This window comes from Erythrobacter oryzae (assembly GCF_030271515.1).
GTDB lineage: Bacteria > Pseudomonadota > Alphaproteobacteria > Sphingomonadales > Sphingomonadaceae > Erythrobacter > Erythrobacter oryzae.
Genome location: NZ_JASCXI010000002.1, coordinates 50,649 through 72,840 on the forward strand (window position 1 = coordinate 50,649; position 22,192 = coordinate 72,840).

At 68.7% G+C, this 22,192-nt stretch carries 21 protein-coding genes; 13 read left to right on the forward strand and 8 right to left on the reverse strand.

The genetic code is table 11. The features are described from left to right. Positions 1-6: 6 nt before the first annotated feature. Positions 7-1,458 (forward strand): DUF1501 domain-containing protein, encoded by a 1,452-nt coding sequence (locus tag PFX90_RS05000; protein WP_285711290.1) that lies wholly within the window; start codon positions 7-9, stop codon positions 1,456-1,458. A gap of 204 nt (positions 1,459-1,662) precedes the next feature. On the opposite strand, the gene PFX90_RS05005 is transcribed toward PFX90_RS05000, so the two are convergent. Both PFX90_RS05005 and PFX90_RS05010 read right to left on the reverse strand, forming a co-directional pair. Beyond that, positions 1,663-2,571, reverse strand: a complete 909-nt coding sequence (locus tag PFX90_RS05005; protein WP_285711291.1) for a prephenate/arogenate dehydrogenase family protein — start codon at positions 2,569-2,571, stop codon at positions 1,663-1,665. Then, positions 2,568-3,665, reverse strand: coding sequence for a pyridoxal phosphate-dependent aminotransferase (locus PFX90_RS05010; protein WP_285711292.1), 1,098 nt, complete (start codon positions 3,663-3,665; stop codon positions 2,568-2,570). Before PFX90_RS05010 ends, PFX90_RS05005 begins: the two co-directional genes overlap by 4 nt. Before the next feature lie 108 nt (positions 3,666-3,773). Between PFX90_RS05010 and metX the strand changes: the two genes are divergently transcribed. From metX to metW, 3 genes are read left to right on the forward strand one after another with little or no spacing between them, the layout of a single operon-like run. Further along, positions 3,774-4,874 (forward strand): homoserine O-acetyltransferase MetX, encoded by a 1,101-nt coding sequence (gene metX / locus PFX90_RS05015; RefSeq protein ID WP_285711293.1) that lies wholly within the window; start codon positions 3,774-3,776, stop codon positions 4,872-4,874. Continuing rightward, positions 4,871-5,302: a GNAT family N-acetyltransferase gene (locus PFX90_RS05020; RefSeq protein ID WP_285711294.1), complete on the forward strand. Its 432-nt coding sequence runs from the start codon at positions 4,871-4,873 to the stop codon at positions 5,300-5,302. Before metX ends, PFX90_RS05020 begins: the two co-directional genes overlap by 4 nt. Continuing rightward, positions 5,299-5,886 (forward strand): methionine biosynthesis protein MetW, encoded by a 588-nt coding sequence (metW, locus tag PFX90_RS05025; protein WP_285711295.1) that lies wholly within the window; start codon positions 5,299-5,301, stop codon positions 5,884-5,886. Before PFX90_RS05020 ends, metW begins: the two co-directional genes overlap by 4 nt. Positions 5,887-6,022: 136 nt before the next feature. On the opposite strand, the gene PFX90_RS05030 is transcribed toward metW, so the two are convergent. After that, on the reverse strand, positions 6,023-6,412 hold the full coding sequence (locus PFX90_RS05030; RefSeq protein WP_285711296.1) for a VOC family protein: 390 nt from the start codon (positions 6,410-6,412) through the stop codon (positions 6,023-6,025). 110 nt (positions 6,413-6,522) lie between these two features. Between PFX90_RS05030 and PFX90_RS05035 the strand changes: the two genes are divergently transcribed. Both PFX90_RS05035 and PFX90_RS05040 read left to right on the forward strand, forming a co-directional pair. Beyond that, the gene (locus PFX90_RS05035; protein WP_285711297.1) at positions 6,523-6,921 is read left to right on the forward strand and encodes a hypothetical protein; all 399 of its coding nucleotides are present in this window, start codon (positions 6,523-6,525) and stop codon (positions 6,919-6,921) included. A gap of 78 nt (positions 6,922-6,999) precedes the next feature. Further along, positions 7,000-7,668 (forward strand): glutathione S-transferase family protein, encoded by a 669-nt coding sequence (locus PFX90_RS05040; protein ID WP_285712033.1) that lies wholly within the window; start codon positions 7,000-7,002, stop codon positions 7,666-7,668. Between the two features lie 15 nt (positions 7,669-7,683). Here PFX90_RS05040 and PFX90_RS05045 read toward each other — a convergent pair whose 3' ends face one another. Then, a complete protein-coding gene (locus PFX90_RS05045) occupies positions 7,684-7,884 on the reverse strand; it encodes a hypothetical protein (protein WP_285711298.1) in 201 nt (66 codons plus the stop codon). A gap of 113 nt (positions 7,885-7,997) precedes the next feature. Between PFX90_RS05045 and msrB the strand changes: the two genes are divergently transcribed. Then, the gene (gene msrB / locus PFX90_RS05050) at positions 7,998-8,399 is read left to right on the forward strand and encodes a peptide-methionine (R)-S-oxide reductase MsrB (RefSeq protein WP_285711299.1); all 402 of its coding nucleotides are present in this window, start codon (positions 7,998-8,000) and stop codon (positions 8,397-8,399) included. 138 nt (positions 8,400-8,537) lie between these two features. Continuing rightward, the gene (locus PFX90_RS05055) at positions 8,538-10,682 is read left to right on the forward strand and encodes a transglycosylase domain-containing protein (RefSeq protein ID WP_285711300.1); all 2,145 of its coding nucleotides are present in this window, start codon (positions 8,538-8,540) and stop codon (positions 10,680-10,682) included. Between the two features lie 77 nt (positions 10,683-10,759). Here the strand turns inward: PFX90_RS05055 and PFX90_RS05060 are convergent, their stop codons facing one another. From PFX90_RS05060 to hflK, 3 genes are all read right to left on the reverse strand, one after another. Further along, positions 10,760-12,304 (reverse strand): Do family serine endopeptidase, encoded by a 1,545-nt coding sequence (locus tag PFX90_RS05060; RefSeq protein ID WP_285711301.1) that lies wholly within the window; start codon positions 12,302-12,304, stop codon positions 10,760-10,762. Positions 12,305-12,480: 176 nt separating this feature from the next. Further along, positions 12,481-13,326 (reverse strand): protease modulator HflC, encoded by an 846-nt coding sequence (gene hflC, locus PFX90_RS05065; protein ID WP_285711302.1) that lies wholly within the window; start codon positions 13,324-13,326, stop codon positions 12,481-12,483. Positions 13,327-13,330: 4 nt separating this feature from the next. Then, on the reverse strand, positions 13,331-14,464 hold the full coding sequence (gene hflK, locus PFX90_RS05070; protein ID WP_285711303.1) for a protease modulator HflK: 1,134 nt from the start codon (positions 14,462-14,464) through the stop codon (positions 13,331-13,333). Between the two features lie 132 nt (positions 14,465-14,596). Between hflK and PFX90_RS05075 the strand changes: the two genes are divergently transcribed. The 4 genes from PFX90_RS05075 to PFX90_RS05090 all read left to right on the forward strand — a co-directional run bounded on the left by PFX90_RS05075 (position 14,597) and on the right by PFX90_RS05090 (position 20,510). Then, positions 14,597-15,604, forward strand: a complete 1,008-nt coding sequence (locus tag PFX90_RS05075; protein WP_285711304.1) for an Mrp/NBP35 family ATP-binding protein — start codon at positions 14,597-14,599, stop codon at positions 15,602-15,604. 4 nt (positions 15,605-15,608) lie between these two features. Beyond that, positions 15,609-17,894 (forward strand): xanthine dehydrogenase family protein molybdopterin-binding subunit, encoded by a 2,286-nt coding sequence (locus tag PFX90_RS05080; protein WP_285711305.1) that lies wholly within the window; start codon positions 15,609-15,611, stop codon positions 17,892-17,894. Between the two features lie 79 nt (positions 17,895-17,973). Next, entirely contained in the window at positions 17,974-19,008 is a 1,035-nt protein-coding gene (gene hemH, locus PFX90_RS05085) for a ferrochelatase (protein WP_285711306.1), read from the forward strand. Positions 19,009-19,082: 74 nt separating this feature from the next. Then, on the forward strand, positions 19,083-20,510 hold the full coding sequence (locus PFX90_RS05090; protein ID WP_419180081.1) for a cytochrome P450: 1,428 nt from the start codon (positions 19,083-19,085) through the stop codon (positions 20,508-20,510). Positions 20,511-20,628: 118 nt separating this feature from the next. Here the strand turns inward: PFX90_RS05090 and PFX90_RS05095 are convergent, their stop codons facing one another. Further along, positions 20,629-20,787: a DUF1674 domain-containing protein gene (locus PFX90_RS05095; protein WP_285711307.1), complete on the reverse strand. Its 159-nt coding sequence runs from the start codon at positions 20,785-20,787 to the stop codon at positions 20,629-20,631. Between the two features lie 56 nt (positions 20,788-20,843). Between PFX90_RS05095 and PFX90_RS05100 the strand changes: the two genes are divergently transcribed. Then, complete coding sequence (locus tag PFX90_RS05100) at positions 20,844-22,094, forward strand: RsmB/NOP family class I SAM-dependent RNA methyltransferase (protein WP_285711308.1); 1,251 nt, start codon at positions 20,844-20,846, stop codon at positions 22,092-22,094. Positions 22,095-22,192 lie beyond the last annotated feature (98 nt).

The following is a 22,192-nucleotide window of genomic DNA, read 5'->3' on the forward strand; positions in this document are numbered from 1 at the left end:
CGGGACATGATGATCGGCAAGAGCATCGCAATCGAACGGCGCGCCTTCCTGAAGCGCAGCGCGCAGCTGGCGATGATGGGGGGCGCGGCCTCCTATGCGCTCGATCTGGCAGGGCTGGCAGAGGCGGCGGCCTTCAGCAATTCGGGCGGCTACAAGGCGCTGGTCTGCGTGTTCCTGTATGGCGGAAACGACTACGGCAACACGCTGATCCCCTTCGATGCGGCCAATTACGCGCGCTATGCCGCGATCCGCGGAACGGCAGGCTCGGAGGAAGCGTCCGGCATCGCGCTGGCCCGCAATGCGCTGGCGAACACCGTGCTCGCGACGCCCTCCGACCAGCGGCTGACCGACGACATCACCTACGCGCTTGCTCCCACCATGCCGCGCCTCAAGGCGCTGTTCGATGGCGGCGCGATGGCCCCGCTGCTCAATGTCGGCCCGCTGATCGCCCCGCTGACGCGCGCGCAATATGATGCGGGCGTGGTGCCGCGCCCGGCCAAGCTGTTCTCTCACAACGACCAGCAATCGACCTGGCAGAGCTCGCAGCCCGAAGGTTCGCGCACCGGCTGGGGCGGGCGGATGGCCGATCTGGCGCTGACTTCGAACACCAATGCGATGTTCACCGCGATCAATGCCACGGGCAATGCGGTGTTCCTGAGCGGGCAGACGGCGGTGCCCTATCAGGTCTCGCCGAATGGCGCGACGCTCTACAACCCCTTGCAGACCGGGCGGCTGTTCGCCTCCGCCGCCGCCTCGCAGGCGCTCGGCACCCTGCTGCGCAGCGCATCGGGCAATGTCTTTGCCGCCGACTATGCGCAGGTGAACAGCCGCTCGATCGAGTATGGCGCCTTCGTCAACGACGCGCTGAGCGGCGTGACGGTCAATACCAGCTTCGGCAGCGGAAACCGGCTCGCCGACCAGCTGCGGGTGGTCGCCCGGCTGATTGCCGCGCGCGGGCGGCTGGGGGTGACGCGGCAGGTGTTCCTCGTCTCGCTCGGCGGGTTCGACAACCATGACGGGTTGATCGGCACGCACGAGGGGCTGCTCGGCCAGGTCGATTTCGCGATGGACGCCTTCTACCGCGCCACTGTGGAGCTGGGCGTGGCGAATAATGTCACGACCTTCACCGCTTCGGATTTCGGGCGCACCCTGTCCTCGAACGGCGACGGGTCGGATCACGGATGGGGCGGGCACCACTTCATTGTCGGCGGCGGCGTGCGCGGCGGGCGGTTCTATGGCCGCGCGCCACAGGTGTCGGTGACGAGCAACGACCAGGTCGGGCAGGGGCGGCTGCTGCCTGCGGTCTCGGTCGACGAGCTGTCCTCGACGCTGGGCCTGTGGTTCGGGGTGGCGCCGTCGGAACTGCCTTCGGTCGCGCCCAATATCGGGCGTTTTGCCTCGCCGGATCTCGGCTTCATGAAGCCTGCGCAGACAGCGGTGGCGGCGGCGGCGAAGTAGGATCGGGGGCGGGTTTGCGTCTGTAATATCAGCGCTTTCCTACCCCGTTCCGGCCTGTCATTGTCGTGCGCATGGCCCGCCCGATCGCCCGCCTTTACGCCGCAGCCCCGCCTTCGGGGGCCTGCGCGCGACGGCCGCTTTTCCGCCCCTGGACAGTGTCTCATGTGTCTCCAACAGGCCTGAGCCTGAACGGAGCGGCGGCGGTCAGGCTCCGTGCTCGCGGCCGAAGTCGGGCCGCTCGTCGTCCTGGCCCTGCTCGATCACCGCGCGGCGGATGGCGCGGGTGCGGGTGAAGAGGTCGAACAGCGTGTCGCCGTCGCCCGAGCGGATGGCGCGCTGGAGCGCGGTGAGGTCCTCGGTGAAGCGGCCAAGCATCTCGAGCACGGCGCCCCGGTTGGTGAGGAACACGTCGCGCCACATCACGGGGTCGGAGGCGGCGATGCGGGTGAAGTCGCGGAAGCCCCCTGCGGAGTACTTGATGACCTCGCTTTGCGTGACGTCCTCGAGGTCGGAGGCGGTGCCGACGATGGTGTAGGCGATGAGGTGCGGGATGTGGCTGGTGACGGCGAGGACGAGGTCGTGGTGGGCGGCGTCCATCAGCTCGACCTTGGAGCCCAACTGCGTCCAGAAGTCGGAGAGGGCTTCGAGCGCGGCCGGGTCGCAGCCTTCGGGCGGGGTGATGATGCACCAGCGCCCGGCGAACAGGGTGGCGAAGCCCGCGTCCGGCCCGGACTGCTCGGTGCCTGCCACGGGGTGGGCGGGGATAACGGTGGCTCCGGGGAGCGCCTCGGCCAGCGCCTCGGCGACCGCGGCCTTAGAGGAGCCGACGTCGCTGACGATGGCGTGGGGCGCGAGGCCGGGGGCGATGGCGCGGGCAGCGTCGGCCATGGCGCCGACAGGGACGCAGAGGATGACGAGGTCGGCGTCTGCCACGGCGGCCTCGGCGGTGTCGTGGACGGTCTCGACCAGCCCCCGCTCGGCGGCGCGCTGGCGGACGGCGGGGTCGCGGTCCCAGCCGGTGGTGGCAACGGCAAGCCCGCGGGCCTTGACCGCGAGGCCGATGGAGCCGCCCAGCAGGCCAAGGCCGATGATGGCGAGGCGCTGGATGCTCATGCCTTCGCTCCGCACAGCCGCCGGAGGGTGGCGATGACGTCGCTGGTGGCCTCGGTGGTGCCGATGGTGATGCGCAGGGCGCCCGGCAGGCCCTGCGAGGGCAGGTGGCGCACCGCGTACCCGGCCTCGGCCAGCGCCTCGAGCGCCTGCGCCGCGGTGACGACGCCCTCGAAGTGGACGAGGAGGAAGTTGGCCTCGCTGGGTGAGGCCCAGATGCCGTGGTTGCCGAGCGCCGCGATGGCATCGGCAAGGCGGGCACGCTCGCGGGCGTTGTGCTCCCGGGCGGCGGCGACGAAGCTCTGGTCGGTGAGCGCGGCGGCGGCGGCCTTCTGCCCGCTCACCGAGACGTTGAACGCGCCTCTGAGGCGATTGACCAGGTCGACGAGGTGGGCCGAGCCGGTGACCCACCCGACCCGCTCGGAGGCGAGGCCATAGGCCTTGGAGAAGGTGCGGCTGACCAGCATGTTCTCGTGGCGAGCGGCGAGGGCGAAGGCGGCGGACTGGAAGGCGGGGTCGACGTACTCGGCATAGGCCTCGTCGACCACCAGCAGCACGTGGCCGGGCAGGCCGGCGTGGAGGCGGGCGACCTCGGGGGGCGGCAGGAAGGTGCCGACCGGGTTGTTGGGGTTGTCGAGCAGCACCACCCGCGTCCGTTCGGTGACCGCGGCGAGGAGGTTGTCGACGCTCGCGGCATGCTCCTCGGGCGCGGCGAACACCGGGGTCGCGCCGACCTTCTGCGCCAGCAGCGGGTAGAGCGAGAAGGAGTAGCGGGACATCACCACCTCGTCCCCCGGCCCCGCGAGCGCCTGCACCGCGCAGTGCAGCAGCTCGCCCGAGCCGGTGCCGCAGACGATCAGCGCGGGGTCGAGCCCGTGGACGTCGGCGATCGCCTCGCGCAGGGCCTTCGCGTCGGGATCGGGGTAGTCGGCCGCGACGTGCGCCTCGGCCAGCGCGGCGAGCGCTGCGGGGCTGGAGCCGAGCGGGTTCTCGTTCGCCGACAGCTTGACCAGCGGCTTGCCCGAAGCCGACTTCGACTTGCCGGGGACATAGGCGTGGATCTGCGCGATCCAGGGTTTGGGCTCGGGTCTCGACATGGGAGCGCCGCGATAGCCAGTTTGGCTTGCCGAATCGAGCGCGAAAACACGCAGTCGCCCGCGCCCCCGATTGACACGGGCGGGGGGCTACCCCAAGTCGCACGGCCAATGAACTCAGCGCCGCCTTTGTCCCCGGTCTACAAGGTGCCCCACCCCCTGCCGCTCGACAGCGGACAGGTGCTCGAGGGCTGCGAGATCGCCTACGAGACCTACGGCACGCTCGCAGCCGACAAGGGCAATGCGGTGCTGGTGTGCCACGCGCTGACCGGCGACCAGTATCTGGCGAGCCCCCACCCGATCACCGGCAAGCCCGGCTGGTGGGAGCGGATGGTCGGCCCCAGCAAGCCGATCGACACTAACAAGCACTTCGTCATTTGCGCCAATGTCATCGGCAGCTGCATGGGATCGAGCGGCCCCGCCAGCCTCGCGCCGGACGGCCAGCCCTATGCGATGCGCTTCCCCGTCATCACCATCCGCGACATGGTGCGGGGGCTGGTCGCGCTGCTCGACGGGCTCGGGATCGACAGGCTCCACGCGGTCGTCGGCGGGTCGATGGGCGGGATGCAGGCGCTCAGCCTTGCCGCCAACTGGCCCGAGCGTGCCGCGCGCGTGCTGGTGATTGCGTCCACCGCGCGCCACTCGGCGCAGAACATCGCCTTCCACGAGGTCGGACGGCAGGCGATCATGGCCGACCCTGCGTGGAACGAGGGCGACTATTATGCCACCGACGCCAAGCCCGACAACGGCCTCGCCGTCGCGCGCATGGCGGCGCATATCACGTACCTTTCCGAAGCGGGCCTCACCGAAAAATTCGGCCGCCGCTTGCAGGACCGCGAGGCCAAGGGCTTCAACTTCGACGCCGAGTTCCAGGTGGAGAGCTACCTGCGCTACCAGGGCACCGGTTTCACCCGCCGGTTCGATGCCAATTCCTACCTCTACATCACCCGCGCGATGGACTATTTCGACATCGCCGAGGAGCACGGCGGCAAGCTGGCAGACGCCTTCGCCGGGACGCAGGCGCGCTTCTGCATCGTCAGCTTCGATACCGACTGGCTCTACCCGACGAGCGAAAGCCGCCACGTGGTCCACGCGCTGAACGCGGCGGGGGCCAAGGTCAGCTTCGTGGAGCTGAGCGCACCCCACGGGCACGACAGCTTCCTGCTCGAACACGACCAGCTAGACCGAGTGGTGAAGGGGTTCATCGAATGAGCGTGCTGGCAGAAGGTTACCGGCTGGAAACCGATCCGGTGCGCTTCGACCGCGCACTGATGCATCGAACCTTGTCCGAAAGTTACTGGGCGCAGGGGCTGACCCGCGAGCGGATGGATCGCGCAGTCGAACACTCGCTGTGTGTCGCTGCCTTCTGCGGCGACGATCAAGTCGGCTTCGCGCGCGCAGTAAGCGACCGGGCGCACTTCGCATGGATCGCGGATGTCTTCGTCCTGCCGGAACATGGCGGAAAGGGCATTGCCCGCGCGATGGTAAGCCATCTCCACAATCACCCCGAACTGGCTGGCGTGCGTCGCTTCCTCCTCGTCACTCGCGACGCCGAAGGGGTTTACGAGAAGCTGGGCTACGGCGTGCCCGACGATCTTTCTTGGTTCCGCCAGCACCGACCGGAGAGCGGCTGGCGATGACCCTGCGCCCCGACCTCGCCGCGATCGCCGCCCATGTCGCGCCCGGCAGCCGGGTGCTCGACATCGGCTGCGGGGACGGGGCACTGATGGCGGAGCTGGAGTCGCGCAGCGGCTGCGATGCGCGGGGGATGGAACTGGACGGCGCGCTGGTCGAGCGCTGCGTGTCGCGCGGCCTTTCGGTGGTGCAGGGCGATGCGAACCTCGATCTCGCCAACTACCCCGACAAGGCCTTCGATTACGCGATCCTCAGTCAGACGCTCCAGACCGCGACGCGGCCCGACCTGATGCTGGACGAGCTGCTCAGGGTCGGCCGCCGCGCCTTCGTCTCCTTCCCCAACTTCGCCCACTGGCGCACCCGCGCGGCGCTGCTGCTTGGCGGGCGGATGCCGGTGACGCGCGCGCTGCCGGTGAGCTGGTACGAGACCGAGAACATCCACCACGTCACGGTCGAGGATTTCCGCGATCTAGCGCGGATGAAGGGCGCCAAGGTGGAGCGCGCGTGGTTCTTCTCGAACGAGAAACAAATCGGCGCGCCAGCAGCTAACTGGCGCGCCGAATTCGCAGTCTTCGAACTGAGTCGTTAGTTTTCGGCCACCTTCGGTGGCGCAGACCCCCCACCCCGCCTCCCCACCCGGCCACCAAGAATACCATTACGGTATGGTGGCCGGGTGGGGAGGCGGGGCGGGGGGTCTGAGGGGTCACGCCAGTGACCCCTTCACATCAGGCACGATGCAGCATGCACAGCTTGTGCCCGTCGAGATCGCGCACGTAGCCGAGGTTGAGCGTGCCCATCGCGCCGGTGCGCGGGCCCGGGGCGTCTTCGATCGAGGTGCCGCCCGCCGCCACGGCCGCGTCGTGGAAGGCCTTGACCTGCTCGAGGCTGTCGCAGGCGAAGCCGATGGTCGAGCCGTTCGAACAGGTGGCTTCCTGGTCGTTGATCGGCTCGCTGATCATGAACATCCCGCCATTGTGCATCCAGAAGGCGCGCTTGTGGCCGGTGGCGGCGATGTTGATCGTGCCGGGCTTGGCGCCGAGCGTGCCGAGCACCTTGTCGTAGAATTCCTTGGCCGCGTCGAAATTGCTCGTGCCGAGCATGATGTGGCTGAACATGGGATTGCCTCTCCTCTGGTAAGGTGGGTTGCGGATTAGGACGGATTCCGGCGGCCCGCAATGCAGATTCCTGTAGCCACGGGTTCATCTTGGGGAGCATAGACAAGGCCATGCTCGCCCCCCTTCTTGCCGCGCTGCTCATGGCGCAAGCCGCGCCCGAAAACCCCGCGCCTCCCGCCTCCGGGGCGAACGCGGTCGTCTCGCTCGACGCGCTCCCGCTCGAGCAGGCCGCCGCGGCGCGCTGCGCGGTCGCCTTCGCCACGGTCAGCCGCTGGCAGAAGACGGGCGATGCGCGCGGGAAGGGCTATCCCGACATCGAGGCACAGGGCGGGCGCGAATTCTTCGTGCGGGTGATGGCGAAGCTGATGGAAGAGACCGGCCTCGGACGCGAGGATGTGATTTCGCTCACCACCCGCGCGGCCGACGATAACGAGGGCGAAGGCGGCGCGGAGCGGGTCAAGGCGATCATGCCGGCCTGCCAGATGATGAAAAGCGCCGCCGGGCTGTAAGAGCGCGGACATATCCCCCGCGCGGGGCCGCAAGCACGCTGGATTCGGGCGCGCAAACAGGGCATGACGCCGCGCACCATGTGGCTGCTCTATCAATTCCCGCTGTGCCCCTTCAGCCGCAAGATCCGGCTGCTGCTGAGCGAGAAGAACATCCCCTTCGATCTGGTGCGCGAGGACCCGTGGTCGGCCTCCGACATGTTCTTCAACCTCAACCCCGCCGGGCGCACCCCCGTGATCGCCGACAAGGAACGCGGCATCATCATTCCCGATAGCCGCGCGATCGCGGAATATTTCGAGGAGACGGTCGACCGCAACCCGATGATCAACGGCACCGCCGCCCAGCGCGCCGAGATCCGCCGGCTGGTGGCGCTGTTCGACGAGAACTTCTACGCCGACGTCACCGCGCCGCTGCTGTCCGAACGCATGAAGAAGCGCATCCTGCGCCAGCCGCCCGACAGCGGCGCGCTGCGCATGGCGATGAAGATGGCGCACGGGCATCTCGACTATCTCGACTGGCTGATCGACAACCGCCCGTGGATGGCCGGATCGACCATGAGCCTCGCCGACCTGGCTGCGGCGGCGCAGATCTCGGTCGCCGATTACCTTGGCGGGATCGACTGGAGCGGGCACGAGCAGACGCGCGGCTGGTACGCGGTGTTCAAGAGCCGCCCGAGCTTCCGCCCGCTTCTCACCGAGCGGATGGAAACGATCAAGCCGCCCCCGCATTACGCGCTGCTCGACGGGTAGGACGTCCCGCGAGGATCAATCGGGCTTGCCGGCCTTCTTCGTCAGGTCCGCCGCAATCGCGAGATTGGAGGTGGCGATGGTAAGGAGGGCGAGCACCACGGCGAACGAAATCTCGAACCCGAAAGCCAGCCGCGCTGCGATCATGCCGACCGCCATGACGAGCACCACGGCGGCGAGCGCTCGCAGAAGCGGAATGTAATCGGTTTTGTCTTTCATCACCGCGCCCCTGATCTTAGCTGACCTCCATATCTTGTCAGGCTTGCCCTGCGCCATCAAGCGCACATATCTTGCAGGGCCGCCATGGAGGCGAGCCCCGGGAGACCGCCTTTATGGACAAGCTTGAACTGACCGATGCCGAATGGCGCGAGAAGCTCACCCCGATGCAGTATCACATCCTGCGCGAGGCCGGCACCGAACGCGCCTTCACCGGTGAATACGACAAGTTCTACGACGAGGGCGAATATCACTGCGCCGCCTGCGGCACGCAGCTGTTCTACTCGACCGCCAAGTACAACTCCGGCTGCGGCTGGCCCGCCTTCACCAAGCCCGCCGATGACGAGGTGATCGAGGAGCACCGCGACACTTCCTACGGCATGATCCGCACCGAAGTGCGCTGCGGCAAGTGCGGCGGGCATCTCGGCCATGTCTTCCCCGACGGTCCGCCCGAGCAGGGGGGGCTGCGCTATTGCATCAATTCCGCCGCGCTGGTCTTCACCCCGCACGGCGATTGAGCGGCGGCTTGCGGCAGTCCGCCCCGCGCATCGGGGATGCCTGCGTAAACCCGGGTTCATTCCCGGTTACAACTTGCCTATGCAGGGGGCCGATCTTGCGCGCCGCATACCAGCAGGCGGCATCAGGTGGGCCGAGGCATGTCGAGAAGGGGTGACGAGTTGCAGAACAAGGGCGCGCGCGGGAAACGCCGGGCGGCGGCGGAGCGCGCGGACGCGCCTGCCCCCAAGGGCTCGGGCCCCGGGAAGGGTGCCCCGCCCCCGCGCTGGCGGGTGTGGCTGAAGCGCCTGTTCATCTGGGGCGGCGCGCTTGCCGCGCTCGCGCTGGTGTTCCTCGGCTTCGCGGTCGGCTTTGCCGCCTCCTCGCTGCCCGATTACGCGACCCTCAAGGCGACCCAGCCGGGCCAGACCATCCTCGTGCGGGCCCGCGACGGGCGCGAGCTGGTCGAGATCGGGCCGAGCTTCGGCGAATGGCTGACCTACGAGGACATTCCCGAGAACATGACCAACGCGATGATCGCGGTCGAGGACAAGCGCTTCCGCTCGCACCTCGGGGTCGATCCGGTGCGCCTGACCGGCGCGCTGATCGAGGGGCTGACCGGCAGCCGCGAGCGGCTTGGCGGCACCTCGACCATTACCCAGCAGCTGGCGAGGAACCTGTTCCTCAACAACAACCGTTCGCTCGACCGCAAGGCGCGCGAGGCGGTGCTGGCGATGGCGCTCGAGTGGAAGTTCTCCAAGGAGCAGATCCTGGAGCTCTACCTGAACAAGGTCTATTTCGGCGGGGGCGCCTACGGGATCGATAGCGCCTCCCGCAAATTCTTCAGCCACCCCGCGACCGAACTGAACGTCGGCGAGGCGGCGATCATCGCCGGGCTGGTGAAGGCCCCCAGCTCCTATTCCCCCACCGCCGACGTCGAGGCCGCGGTCGGCCGCGCCAAGGTGGTGCTCGGGCTGATGCGCGAGCAGAGCTACATCACCGCCGATCAGGCGCAGGTCGATGTCAGCGCGGTGCAATTGAAGCAGGACGCGGGGCAGAACTCGGTGCGCTACTTCACCGATTGGGTGCTGCCGCAGCTCGATATCATCCTGCCCGAAACCTACGAGCCGATCGAGGTGTGGACCACGCTCGACATCGGGATGCAGCGCGCCGCAACCGCGGCGATCGAGGCGAACACCCCCAAGGGGGCGCAGGGCGCGCTGGTCAGCCTCGACCGCGACGGAGCGATCCTCGCGATGGTCGGCGGCACGGATTACGTCGCCAGCAACTACAACCGCGCCACCGCCGCGCTGCGCCAGCCGGGTTCGGCGTGGAAGCTGTTCGTCTACCTTGCCGCGCTCGAGGCGGGCTACGTGCCCGAGGACAAGGTGGTCGACACCCCCGTCACCATCGACGGCTGGAGCCCGCGCAACTCGAACGGCAGGAACGTCGGCGAGACCGATCTGCGCACCGCCTTTGCCTATTCGATCAACACCGTCGCCGCCCAGCTCGGCAACGAGGTCGGCTTCGGCACGGTCGCCTCGATGGCGCGGCGCTTCGGGGTCAATTCCAAGATCGACACCTTCCCCTCGATGGTGCTCGGCTCCTCGGAGATGCGGGTGATCGAGATGACGCAGGCCTTCGCCGGGATCGCCGCCAAGGGCGTGCCGGTCGAGCCCTATGGCATCACCAAGGTGACCGGCGCGAGCGGCGAGGTGCTCTACAAGCGCGAGGCGCAGCGCCAGTCGCCCGCGGTGCCCGACCATGTGGTGAAGGGCATCACCGACCTTTTGCAGGCCGCGGTCCAGACCGGCACCGGGAAGGCCGCCGACATCGGCCGGCCGGTGGCGGGCAAGACCGGCACGACCTCGTCGAACAAGGACGGCTGGTTCATCGGCTTTTCGAGCGGCGTCACCACCGGCGTGTGGATGGGCCGCGACGATGCCAAGGCGGTCGCCGGGCTCCAGGGCGGGCGCGCGCCTGCGCAGGCCTTTGCCGCCTATATGCGCTATGCGGTCAAGGATCGCCCGGTGGAACAGTTCGACGTGACGCTGGAACTGCCCGAATGGCAGCTCGAGCCCGACCAGGAAGCGCTGTTCGGCGAGCCCGAGGATTATTACTACATCGACGAGCAGGGCAACATGGTGCAACCCGGCACGCAAGCGCCGGACGGCGAGCGCGACCCCGACGCGCCGCCCGCCGCGAGCCGCGACTTCCTCGAGGAGGCGACCGGGGGCAGCCTGCCGCAGAACCAGCGGCCGCAGCGCCGCCCCGCGCAGCAGCCCCCCGGTCAGCCGCCACAATAGCGCGAGCGCTTACGAAAAAAGGCGCCGGGATGTCCTCCCGGCGCCTTTTTCATGGGCTGGCCCTGAGGGGCAGCGGATCAGTTCAGGCGCACCGCGACGAAGGCGGGCGGGGTGGTGCGGCGCTGGACGCGCAGCAGGATTGCCTCGCGCTTGTCGGCCACCGCAGCCTGCACCTGCGCCAGCAGCGCCTCGACCGTCGGGGTCGCCTGGTAGTTGGCCGAAAGGATGATGTCCCCGCGGCGCAGGCCCTTGCGCGCGGCATCCCCGTTGGGGTCGACCGCAGCGATGACCACGCCCTTGAGATCGGCCTCCAAGCCCAGCGAGCGCGCCACGGCCGCGCTCATCGGCATGACTTGCAACCCGAGCTTCTGCTCGATCGTCTGGTCCGAGGTGCCCGGGGCCATCGGCTCTTCCGATTCCGGATCGAAGGTCTCGGCCTGCGCGGCCAGTTCCTGCTCGCTCGGACGCTTGCCGAGGGTGACGTTGATCGCCACCCGCTTGCCGTCGCGCAGCACCTCGACCGGCACGGTGGTGCCCGGCTGGAGGTTGGCGACGAGGAAGGAGACGTTCTGTTCGGCGGTTACGTCCTTGCCGTTGACCTTCAACAGGACATCGCCCGACCTGAGGCCAGCCTTGGCCGCAGGGCCGGTTTCCTCGACCATCTGCACCAGCTCGCCGCGCTTCTTGGGCACGCCGAGCGAGAGCGCCAGATCCTCGTCGATCGGCTGGAGGCGCACGCCGAGATAGCCGCGCTGGATTTCCTGGCCCGAGCGCAGCTTCTCGACGATCGGCGCGGCGATCTCTGCGGGGATGGCAAAGCCGATCCCGACGCTGCCGCCCGAGGGCGAGAAGATCGCGTTGTTGATGCCGATCACATTGCCGCGCATGTCGAACAGCGGACCGCCCGAGTTGCCGCGGTTGATGCTCGCGTCGGTCTGGAGGTAGCGGTCATAGGCGCCGCCCTGACCGGTGTTGCGATACACCGCCGAGATGATCCCCGCCGTCACCGTGCCGCCGAGGCCGAAGGGGTTGCCGATCGCCACCACCCAGTCGCCCACGCGGGTCGCTGCGGAATCGCCGAAGGTGACGAAGGGGAAGGTCTTGTTCGAGCGGATCTTGAGCACCGCGAGGTCGGACGCCGCATCGGCGCCGATCACGTCGGCCTCGTATTCGGTGCCGTCGGCGAGGGTGACGGTGATCGATTCGAGCTTCGCGCGGGTGTCGGGCGGGCTGATGACGTGGTTGTTGGTGACGACGATGCCGTCAGCCGAGATGATGAAGCCCGAACCCAGCGACTGCGCCTCGCGCGTCTGCGGCTGGGCCTCGCCGCCGCCATTGCCGCCGCGGCGGTTGAACAGCTCGGCGAAGGGCGTGCCGGCGAAGGGGTTGTTCTGCACCTCGACCCGCTGGCGGGTGGCGATGTTGACCACGGCGGGCTGCAATTGCGCGGTGAGATCGGCGAAGCTCGCCGGCGCACCGGCGACCGGCACCACGCGGTTCATCACCGCATCGTCGTTCTGCGCCACCTGTGCGCCCAGCGGCGAGCCCGTGATCAGCGAAATGGCAGCGCCGCCCACCAGCAGCGCGCTCGACAGTCCGTATACATAGCGCACTTTGTTCACGTCCTCTTGGTCCTTATCTCATGTGGAATGCGCAAGCGTGCCGCGCCGTTCCTGAAACCCTCGTGCGGGAGGCCGCCCCGTCGCCGGTGCGGCGGCCCCAAATGCGTCGTTTGCGGCTGAACGCCGATTGAATGCCTGCGGCGTCCATCGCCGTGCGTTGGCGCTTGGTCGAATGCTCAGGGTTGCCCCTTGAACTGGCGGAAGTACTCGCTGTCGTCCGACAGCACCATGCTGCTTTGCCCTTCGCCTGCAAGGAACGTCTGCCGGTAGCTCTGCATGGCGCGGTAGAAGTCGTAGAACTTCGGGTCTTTCCCATAAGCATCGGCGTAGATCTTCGCGGCCTGCGCGCTGGCTTCGGCCTGGATGATCTGCGCGTCCCGCTGGCCGGCGGCGCGGATCGTGGCGGCCTGTTCCTGGCGGTCGGTCTCCATGCGGGTGAAGGCGGCGTCGAGCGGGCTGCCCTCGGGCAGGTCGGCGGCCTTGATCCGCACGTCGAGCACCTGTGCGCCGTAGTTGCGCGCCTGCGCGTCGAGCGTCTTGGTGATGTTGGCCATCGCCGTGCCGCGCTCGGCATTGATCAGCGCCGAGAACGGGATGCGCCCCAGCTCCTGACGCAGCACCGAGGTGAGGATCGGCAGCAGCTGCGCCTCGAACTGGCGTTCGGTCCCGGCCTTCTCCACCAGCCGCACAGGATCAATGATGCGGTAGCGCGCATAGGCATCGACCTGGAGGCGCTGCTGGTCCTTGGAGAGCACCTGGGTGCGCTCCATGTCGATATCGAGCACGCGGCGGTCGATCATCCGCACTTCCTCGGCAATCGGGATGCGCAGCGCGAGACCTGCGCCGGTCGAGCCGTAGGGCACGTCGGGGCGGAACTGGTTGATGACGCGCACGGGCTCGCCGGTGCGGATCACCACCGCCTGATGGGTTTCGGGGACGATCACCACGCTGGCGACCAGCGCCACCACCAGCGCGATCGCGCCGATGATGAGGTTGCGGGAGTTGCTGAGCACGCTGTTCATGGCCTTACTGCCCCTGCTGCGCTTGCGGAGCCGCGGCGGACGGCGCTGCCTGCGCCCGGCGCTTCAGTTCGGGCAGCGGCAGATAGGGGGTGACATTGCCGGATTCGACAATCGTCTTGTCGGTCTTGGACAGGATCTGCTCCATGGTCTCGTAATAGAGGCGGCGGCGCGTCACTTCGGGCGCGAGCTTGTATTCCTCGTAGATGTCGTTGAATTCGCTCGCATCGCCCTGCGCGCGGGCGAGCAGCTGCTGCGCCACCGCGCGGGCACGGTTGATGTTGGCGTCGGCGTCCTGCTGGGCGCTCGAGACGTCCTTGAAGGCCTCTTCCACCCGGCTCGGCGGATCGACCTTGTTGATTTCGATCCCCTGCACCGAAATGCCCGAACGATACGCATCGAGCCGCGCCTGCATGGCCATGCGCACGTCCTGCTCGATCTCCGCCCGGCCCGCGCCGGTCAGCACGGAATCGAGGTCCTGCCGCGCCACCGCCGCGCGCATCGCCGCCTCGCCGATTTCCAGCAACGCGTTGCGCGGATCGTTGAGCTGGTACTTGTAGAGCGTGAGGTCCGAGATGTTCCAGCGGATGAGGTAGGACAGGTCAACAAGGTTCTGGTCGCCGGTCAGGATCAGCTTCTCGGTCTTCGTGCCGGGCACTTCCTCGAGCCGCACCTGCGAGACGTTTTCCTTCTCGACCAGCTGGAGCGGCCAGGGCGCGGTCAGTTGCATGCCGGAATCGAGCGTGCCCGAATACTTGCCGCCGAGCCAGGTGACGATCGCCTGTTCGCCCGGCTGGATGAAGTGGAAGCTCGTCGCCCCCACCCACACAAGCGCGACCCCGCCGAGGATCACGGGCACCCAGCTCTTGCCGTCGGGGCGTTCGGGGAAGCGGAAACCGCCGCCGCCATTTCCGCCGCCGCCGCCCGCGCGGCGCGGGCCTTCGGGGCCGCGGCTCTTGAAGATATCCTCGATGCTGGCCGAGCGGCGCTTGCCGGGCTCGCCCCCGCCGGGGAGCCACGGGTTGCGCGGGCCGCCGCTCTCGCCGCTGCCGCCGCTGTCGCCGCCGCTGTCACCATCGCTGCCGGACGTGCCGTCATCGCCCGAACCGCTCCCGCCGCCCCAGGGGTTCTTGCCGGCCATGGCAAGGCCCTTAAGCCCGGCGCCAAGGCGTTCTCTCCAGCCGTCCAATCTTTGCATGAGCTGTTTATAGGCACGGGTTTCGGCGAAAAACAGGGGTTCGCTGCGTGATTTTGGTGTTAGAGGCCTTCGCAAATGAACAACCCTGCCGACACCCCTCGCCAGCCGCACGCCGAAGAGGCGCTGATCCGTGCTGCGCTGAGCCCCGAAATCAACCACCGCCTGCGTTCCGCGCGCATCGTTGCGGGCCGCGCGGTGATCGTCGCCGAGGCGGGCGATCTGCCTGACGAGGGCCGCAAGGCGCTCGAAGCCGAGATCACCGCCGCGCTGTCCGCCTTGCCCGAAATCGCCGAGGTCCGCATCGCGCTCACCGGCGAGCGCCGCCGCCGCCGGCTGATCGCGGTCGGGAGCGGCAAGGGCGGGGTCGGCAAGTCGACGCTCACCACCAACCTTGCGGTCGCGCTCGCCCGGATGGGCCGCCGGGTGGGTGTGATCGACGGCGACATCTACGGCCCCTCGCAGCCCAAGCTGCTGAAGACCGAGGGCCAGAAGCCCGCCGCCACACCCGATGGTTCGCAGCTGGTGGCGATCGACAGTCCCTACGGCGTCAAGGTGCTCTCGATGGGCCACATCGTCGCGCCGGGCAAGGCGCTGGCGTGGCGCGGGCCGATGACCGGCAAGGCATTGTCGCAGCTGGTCGAGGCCGACTGGGGCGAGACCGATCTGCTGCTGGTCGACCTGCCGCCGGGGACGGGCGACGTGCAGCTCTCGATGCTCTCGGCGCACAAGCCCGATGGCGCGGTGCTGGTCTCGACCCCGCAGGACCTCGCGCTGATCGACGCCGCGCGCGCCGGGCAATTGTTCGAGCAGGGCGAGGTGCCGATCATCGGCCTCGTCGAGAACATGGCGGGCTATGCCTGCCCGCATTGCGGCGAGGTGAGCGACCCCTTCGGCAGCGGCGGCGTCGAAAAATTCGCCGCCGCGCTCGAAATCCCCTTCCTCGGCCGGGTGCCCCTGACCCTCGCGACGCGGATCGCGGGTGACAAGGGTCAGCCCCCTGCTGCGGGCGATGACGAGACCGCCGAGCCCTTCCGCGCCATCGCCGAAAAGCTCGGCCGCTGGCTGGATACGGGGAAGCTCTAGACCGATGGCGATCACGCGGCGCGGATTGCTGGCAGGGGCGGCGGCCGGCGGGGGGCTGGTGGTCGCCTGGTGGCTGGTGCCGCGCACCTACCGCACGCCGCTGGTCGCCGCGCGGGGCGAGCACGTGTTCGGCGCGTGGCTCAAGATCGCCGCCGACGGCGTGGTGACGGTCGCCGTGCCGCAGCTCGAGATGGGGCAGGGGATCACCACCATCCTGCCGCAGATCGTCGCCTATGAACTGGGCGCGGACTGGCGGCAGATCGCGGTCGAGCCCGCGCCGGTTTCGGGCGTCTATGCCAATATCCCGCTGGCGCAGCAGTGGCTGGCGCTGTGGGATTCGCACTTCACCGGCCTCTCGCCCGCTTCGGACGACCTGCTGGCGACCCGCTTTGCCCAATCTAACCGCTTCAACGCCACTGCGGGCGGCACCTCGCTTGCCGCCTATGAAATTCCCTGCCGCGAGGCCGCCGCCGCGGCGCGGGCGATGCTCGCGCAGGCCGCCGCGGCCAGGTGGGGCGTGTCCTGGGAGGAATGCGAGGTCGAGAACGGCCTCGTCACCCAAGGCGTCAACCGCGCAACCTTCGGCGAGCTGGCCGAGGAAGCCGCGGGCTACACCCCGCCCGATCCCCCGCCGCTGAAGCCCGAACCGCCGCGCGAAAAGCCGCTCCCCGCCGATGTCGACGCCGCGCCCGCTTTCCCGCGCATCGACTTGCCCTCCAAGGTCGACGGCTCGCACCGCTTTGCGGGTGACGTCCGCCTGCCCGGCATGGTCTTCGCCTCGATCCGCCACGGCCCGGCCGACGGATCGGAGCTCGAAAGCTTCGACACCAAGGCGCTGGCCGGGATCAGGGGCCTCAAGGGGATCGTCGAGAGCAAGCGCTGGCTGGCGGTCGCCGCCGACACCTGGTGGAGCGCCGAGGCCGCGCTTGCCGCGATGAAGCCCCGCTTCCGCACCACGGCGCCGGTCAACAGTGCCGACATCGCCGCGCGGCTCGACACCCTGCTGACCGCTGGCGAGGCGCATGTGATCGCCGAGACCGGCTTCGGCGGCGATGCCTTGCAACGCGTCGACATCGGCCGCCGCTACGAGGTCGAGCCCGCCTATGCCGCCCCCATCGAGACCGCCACGGCGACCGCGCGGTTCGAGGACGGCCGGCTCGACCTGTGGATGGCCACGCAGGCCCCCGAACAGGCCCGCCTCGCCGCCGCGCGCGCGATCGGCATCGCGACCGAGAAGGTCGCGCTCTACCCCACCCCGGCAGGCGGGAGCTTCGATGCGCGGCTCGAACATGACCATGCGATCGAGATCGCGCTGATCGCCAAGGAGCTCGGGCGCCCGGTGCAGCTGGTCTGGCCGCGCCGCGACGAGCTGATCCGCGCCCGCCCGCGCGCGCCCTACTGGATGCTGCTCGGCGCGCAGCTCGCCAAGGGTGCGCCGGGCACCCCGGGCGGGGCGATCGAGGCAATGCGCGTGCGCGTCGCCACCCCGCCCTCGGCCCGCGAATTCGGCCAGCGTCTGTTCGGCAACCGCACCACCATGGCCGCGATCCGCGACACCGCGGGCAAGGCCGATCCGCTCGCGGTGGCGGGCGCGGTGCCGCCCTACAAGATCCCGGCGGTGATGGTGGAGCACATCCCCGCCGATATCGGCCTGCCCGTCGGCCGCGTGCGCGGCAATTCGTGGGGGCCGACGATCTTCGCGATCGAGAGCTTCATCGACGAGATCGCCGCCAAATCGAAGCGCGAGCCGCTGTCGTTCCGCATGTCGATGCTCGGCGGCGACGTGCGCCTCGCCGCCTGCCTCCAGCGCGCGGCGCAGCTGGCGGAGTGGGACGGCGGGCTCGACCAGAGCGGGCAGGGCCTCGCCTGCGCCCGGCTCGGCGAGGGGCCCGACGCGCCGCGCATCGCCTGCGTCGCCACGGCGCGGCAGGGCGAGGGCGGGGTGCGCGTCGTGCGCCTCTCGGCCGCGGTCGATATCGGCCGGATCGTCAACCACGACATCGCCAAGCAGCAGATCGAGGGGGGCCTCGTGTTCGGCATCGGCATCGCGCTGGGCAATGCGGTGCGGCTGCGGGGCGGGCTGCCCGAAGAGGCGGGCGAGGCGGCGCTGGGCCTCCCCACCCTCGCCGATTGCCCCGAGATGCGGGTGCAGTTCATGGCCAGCGACGCCGCCGCCGCCGATCCGGGCGAGCTCGGCGCCGTGGTCGCGCCGCCCGCGATTGCCAACGCGCTCTATTCGGCCACGGGCTTGCGCCTGCGCCGCCTCCCTCTGCTATCGGACGGCATATGATCCCGACATTTGTGCAACAATTTGCAGGCACATTGGCTGCCGCGCGGAAACGAAACGCCTGCCGACCGTTAGGCGGGCTATGACCTGGCAGACCCAGCGCCTTCCGGGCGACCATCCTCCGGCAAAGAGCGGCCGCATCGGCGTGCTGCTGATCAACCTCGGCACGCCCGACGGGCCGGACCCGGATTCGGTCAAGCGCTACTTGAAGCAGTTCCTCTCGGACACGCGCGTGGTCGAGATCCCGCCGATCGCCTGGCAGCTGATCCTGCGCGGGATCATCCTCAACACCCGCCCGCAGAAGAGCGCCAAGGCCTATCAGAAGATCTGGACCGAGCGCGGCTCCCCCCTCGCCGACATCACCGCGCGGCAGGCCGAGGCGATGGTGGGCAAGTTCGGCGACGGGGTGCAGGTCGATTGGGCGATGCGTTACGGCAACCCCTCGATCGAAAGCCGCCTCACCGCGCTGATGGCGGACGGCTGCGACCGCATCCTCGTCGCGCCGATGTATCCGCAATATTGCGCCGCGACGACCGCGACGGTGTTCGACGAGATCGCCCGCGTGCTCGGCAAGATGCGCTGGCAGCCGACCTTGCGCTTCGTGCCGCCCTATCACGACGATCCCAATTACCTCACCGCGCTCGCCGAGGACCTCACCCGGCAGGTGCGCGCGCTGACCTTCACCCCCGAGGTCATGCTGCTCAGTTTCCACGGGATGCCGCAGCAGACCCTCGAGAAGGGCGATCCCTATTACTGCCACTGCATGAAGACCGCGCGGCTCTTGCGCGAGATGCTGGAGCAGCGGCCCGAATTCGCGGGCGTGCGGTTCGAGACCACCTTCCAGTCGCGCTTCGGCCCCGCCGCGTGGCTCGAACCCTCCACGGACGCGACGCTGATCGCGGAAGGCGGCAAGGGTACCAAGCGGCTGGTGGTTGCCGCCCCCGGCTTTGCCGCCGACTGTGTCGAGACCTTGGAGGAACTGGCGATCGAGGGTCGCGAGGAATTCTGCGAGGCAGGCGGCGAGGATTACGCCGTGCTCGATTGCCTCAACACCTCGGACCACGGCCTCGCCATGATCGAGGCGATGCTGCGGCGCGAGCTGGGCGGATGGATTTGACGCAGGAAACTTGCGCGAAACTTTCATCGGGGTAAGTTGCGAATCCGAACCTTCACCGGAGCATCGAGACAATCATGGCCACCCTTGCCGAAGCCCCGCAGGATAGCGAAACCACCGGCGGCAGCGCCCCCGCCGGCGCGCCGCGCCATTGGGGCGAGATGCGCCTCACCGAGGCCGACCTTGCCCATATTCCCGGCGATTCGGGCTGGCCGGTGGTCGGCAACACCTTCACCATGCTCGCCGACCCCCACGCCTTTGCCGAGCGGATGATCAGGACCCACGGCAAGGTCTACAAGAACCGCGCTTTCGGCGGCTGGCAGGTCGCGCTGATCGGGGCCGAGGCGAACGAGCTGCTGCTATTCAACAAGGACAAGATCTTCTCGAGCGAACAGGGCTGGGGCCCGGTGCTCGACCAGCTGTTCCCGCGCGGGCTGATGCTGATCGATTTCGAGCATCACCGGATCGATCGCCGCGCGCTCTCGATCGCCTTCAAGCCAGAGCCGATGCGCCACTATTCGGGCGCGCTCAATCGCGGGATCGCGCGCGAGGTCGCCGGCTGGGCCGGGCCGATGACCTTCTATTCGGCAATCAAGAAGCTCACCCTCAATCTCGCCGCCGACAGCTTCATCGGCCTGCCCTGGGGGCCGGAAGCCGACAAGATCAACGAGGCCTTCGTCGACATGGTGCAGGCCTCGGTCGCGCCGGTGCGCCGTCCGTTGCCCTTCACCAAGATGAAGAAGGGCGTCGACGGGCGGGCCTATCTGGTCGACTACTTCACCAGGGAAACCCTGCGGCGCCGCGCCGAGGGCGGGGGGCAGGACATGTTCAGCCAGTTCGCCACCGCGACCCGCGAGGACGGGAGCCTGCTGCCGGTCGACGAGGTGGTCGATCACATGAATTTCCTGATGATGGCGGCGCACGACACCATCACCTCCTCGGCGACCTCGCTCATCTATCACCTCGCCACCAACCCCGAATGGCAAGAGAAGCTGCGCGAGGAAATCTTCGCGGTCACCGGCGGCCCGGACGGGGACGGCAACCCCCGCCCGCTGGACTACGACGACCTCGGCAAGCTCGACCTTACGGAGATGGCCTTCAAGGAATCGCTGCGGATGATCCCGCCCGTGCCCTCGATGCCGCGCCGCGCGCTGCGTGAATTCGAGTACGGCGGCTACCGCATCCCGGCGGGCGCGATGGTGGGGATCAACATCCATTGGACGCACCATTCGGAGGAATATTGGGAGAACCCCCATGCCTTCGATCCGATGCGCTTCACCCCCGACAAGGTGAAGGCGCGGCACAAATATGCCTGGGTCCCCTTCGGCGGCGGGGCGCACATGTGCCTCGGGCTCCACTTCGCCTATATGCAGGTCAAGATCCTGATGGCGCAGCTGCTCCAGCGCTACCGCATCGAGGCGGCCGAGGGCTACAAGCCGCAGTGGCAGGACTGGCCGATCCCGCAGCCGAAGGACGGGCTGAAGGTGGAATTCAAGCCGCTCTAATCCTCGTCATTGCGAGGAGCCTCGTAGAGGCGACGAAGCAATCCATGGACTGACGTCAAACCAGCCGCGAGGTCAGGCGATGGATTGCTTCGCCTTCGGCTCGCAATGACGGGAGTGGTCAGAAATCGACCGCGATCCCGTCCTTCTCCCAGTCGCCGTAGCGGGTGGGGGAGAGTTTCTCCGCGTTCTCCACCGGCTTGGGCGCGGGCACCGGATCGTTGGTCCAGTGGGCGGGTTTTTTGAAATTCCTGGCGGCTTCGGATTTTTCCTTGGTCATGCCGCTTCAAATGCGCGTGCTGGCGCTTTGTTTCAAGCGGGGGTAGGGGCGGGCCGATGGCTCTTCCCCCCGGACTTCCCGTGCGCCGCGCAAGCTTGCGCCTGCTCGATGCCGTGCTGCGGCGGGGCGAGACGCTGGAGCAGGCCGAGAGCAATGCGCTTGGCGACATCCGCAAGGCCCCCGACCGCGCGCTCGCCCGCGCTATCGCCGGCGAGACCCTGCGCTGGCTGACCGATCTCGATGCGCTGATCGATTCGGCGACGAAGCAGCGTCTGCCCGACGATGCCAAGGCGCGGATGGTGCTGCGGCTGATGCTCGCCCAGACCCTGCGGCTGGAGACCCCGCCGCACGCGGTGATCGCGACCGGCCTCGCGCTGCTCGAAGGCGGGCCGCGACGGCTGGCGCACGGGGTGTTCTCGGCGCTCGACAAGCAAGGTGCGAAGCTCCCCGAGATGCCGACCCTGCCCGAACGCGTCGTCCAGCGCTGGGGCGCGGAGAAAGCCGCCGCCATCGCCCCCGGCCTCGCTTTCCCGCCCGAACTCGACCTTGCCCTGCGCGACCCGGCCGAGACCGCGACCCGCGCGGTGCAGATGGGCGGCGTCAGCCTCGCCCCCGGCCACATCCGCCTGCCGCGCGGCGCGGCGGTGGAGAGCCTCGCCGACTTCAGGGAGGGCGCATGGTGGGTGCAGGACCTCGCCGCCTCGCTCCCTGCGCGGTTGCTCCGGGCGGGCGAGGGCCGCTCGGTGCTCGATCTGTGCGCTGCGCCCGGCGGCAAGACCATGCAGCTCGCGGCGGCAGGGTGGAAGGTCACCGCGCTCGATATGTCCAAGCGGCGGCTCGACCTCCTCAAGGACAACCTGAAGCGCACCGGCCTCAAGGCGAGCCCCGTGCGCGCCGATGCTCTCACATGGGAGCCGAAGCACCGCTTCGACGCGATCCTGATCGACGCGCCCTGCACCGCAACCGGCACCTGCCGCCGCCACCCTGACGTGCTCCACCGCATCGGCAAGGGGCAGGTCGCCGAGATGGTGGAGCTGCAACGCGCCCTCGCGGCCAAGGCGGCGGAGTGGCTGAACCCCGGTGGGGTGCTGATCTATGCGGTGTGCTCGCTCGAGGCTGAAGAGGGCGAGGAACAGGCGGCGTGGGTCGACGCGGAGCTGGGCCTGACGCCAGCGCCGATCACGGCGGAGGAACTGCCCGCGGGACTTGCGCCCACCCCCGAGGGCTGGCTGCGCACCCATCCGGGGATGCTGGCCGAGCAAGGCGGGCTCGACGGGTTTTTCGTGGGGCGGTGGACCAGACCCTAGCCCTCTCAAGGGAAAGAGGTGCGGTCGGCCCGCCAACGGACGGGCCGCGAGCGCACGCGCGCAAGCCGCAGCTGCTCCATAGCGAAGCGGAGGAAACA

Bases quoted from the DNA above. Each gene is read 5' to 3' on its own strand.
- PFX90_RS05000 (WP_285711290.1), top strand. From the start codon at position 7: ATGATGATCGGCAAGAGCATCGCAATCGAACGGCGCGCCTTCCTGAAG.
- PFX90_RS05005 (WP_285711291.1), bottom strand. From the start codon at position 2,571: ATGAGCATCCAGCGCCTCGCCATCATCGGCCTTGGCCTGCTGGGCGGC.
- PFX90_RS05010 (WP_285711292.1), bottom strand. From the start codon at position 3,665: ATGTCGAGACCCGAGCCCAAACCCTGGATCGCGCAGATCCACGCCTAT.
- metX (WP_285711293.1), top strand. From the start codon at position 3,774: ATGAACTCAGCGCCGCCTTTGTCCCCGGTCTACAAGGTGCCCCACCCC.
- PFX90_RS05020 (WP_285711294.1), top strand. From the start codon at position 4,871: ATGAGCGTGCTGGCAGAAGGTTACCGGCTGGAAACCGATCCGGTGCGC.
- metW (WP_285711295.1), top strand. From the start codon at position 5,299: ATGACCCTGCGCCCCGACCTCGCCGCGATCGCCGCCCATGTCGCGCCC.
- PFX90_RS05030 (WP_285711296.1), bottom strand. From the start codon at position 6,412: ATGTTCAGCCACATCATGCTCGGCACGAGCAATTTCGACGCGGCCAAG.
- PFX90_RS05035 (WP_285711297.1), top strand. From the start codon at position 6,523: ATGCTCGCCCCCCTTCTTGCCGCGCTGCTCATGGCGCAAGCCGCGCCC.
- PFX90_RS05040 (WP_285712033.1), top strand. From the start codon at position 7,000: ATGTGGCTGCTCTATCAATTCCCGCTGTGCCCCTTCAGCCGCAAGATC.
- PFX90_RS05045 (WP_285711298.1), bottom strand. From the start codon at position 7,884: ATGAAAGACAAAACCGATTACATTCCGCTTCTGCGAGCGCTCGCCGCC.
- msrB (WP_285711299.1), top strand. From the start codon at position 7,998: ATGGACAAGCTTGAACTGACCGATGCCGAATGGCGCGAGAAGCTCACC.
- PFX90_RS05055 (WP_285711300.1), top strand. From the start codon at position 8,538: ATGTCGAGAAGGGGTGACGAGTTGCAGAACAAGGGCGCGCGCGGGAAA.
- hflC (WP_285711302.1), bottom strand. From the start codon at position 13,326: ATGAACAGCGTGCTCAGCAACTCCCGCAACCTCATCATCGGCGCGATC.
- hflK (WP_285711303.1), bottom strand. From the start codon at position 14,464: ATGGCCGGCAAGAACCCCTGGGGCGGCGGGAGCGGTTCGGGCGATGAC.
- PFX90_RS05075 (WP_285711304.1), top strand. From the start codon at position 14,597: ATGAACAACCCTGCCGACACCCCTCGCCAGCCGCACGCCGAAGAGGCG.
- PFX90_RS05080 (WP_285711305.1), top strand. From the start codon at position 15,609: ATGGCGATCACGCGGCGCGGATTGCTGGCAGGGGCGGCGGCCGGCGGG.
- hemH (WP_285711306.1), top strand. From the start codon at position 17,974: ATGACCTGGCAGACCCAGCGCCTTCCGGGCGACCATCCTCCGGCAAAG.
- PFX90_RS05090 (WP_419180081.1), top strand. From the start codon at position 19,083: ATGGCCACCCTTGCCGAAGCCCCGCAGGATAGCGAAACCACCGGCGGC.
- PFX90_RS05095 (WP_285711307.1), bottom strand. From the start codon at position 20,787: ATGACCAAGGAAAAATCCGAAGCCGCCAGGAATTTCAAAAAACCCGCC.
- PFX90_RS05100 (WP_285711308.1), top strand. From the start codon at position 20,844: ATGGCTCTTCCCCCCGGACTTCCCGTGCGCCGCGCAAGCTTGCGCCTG.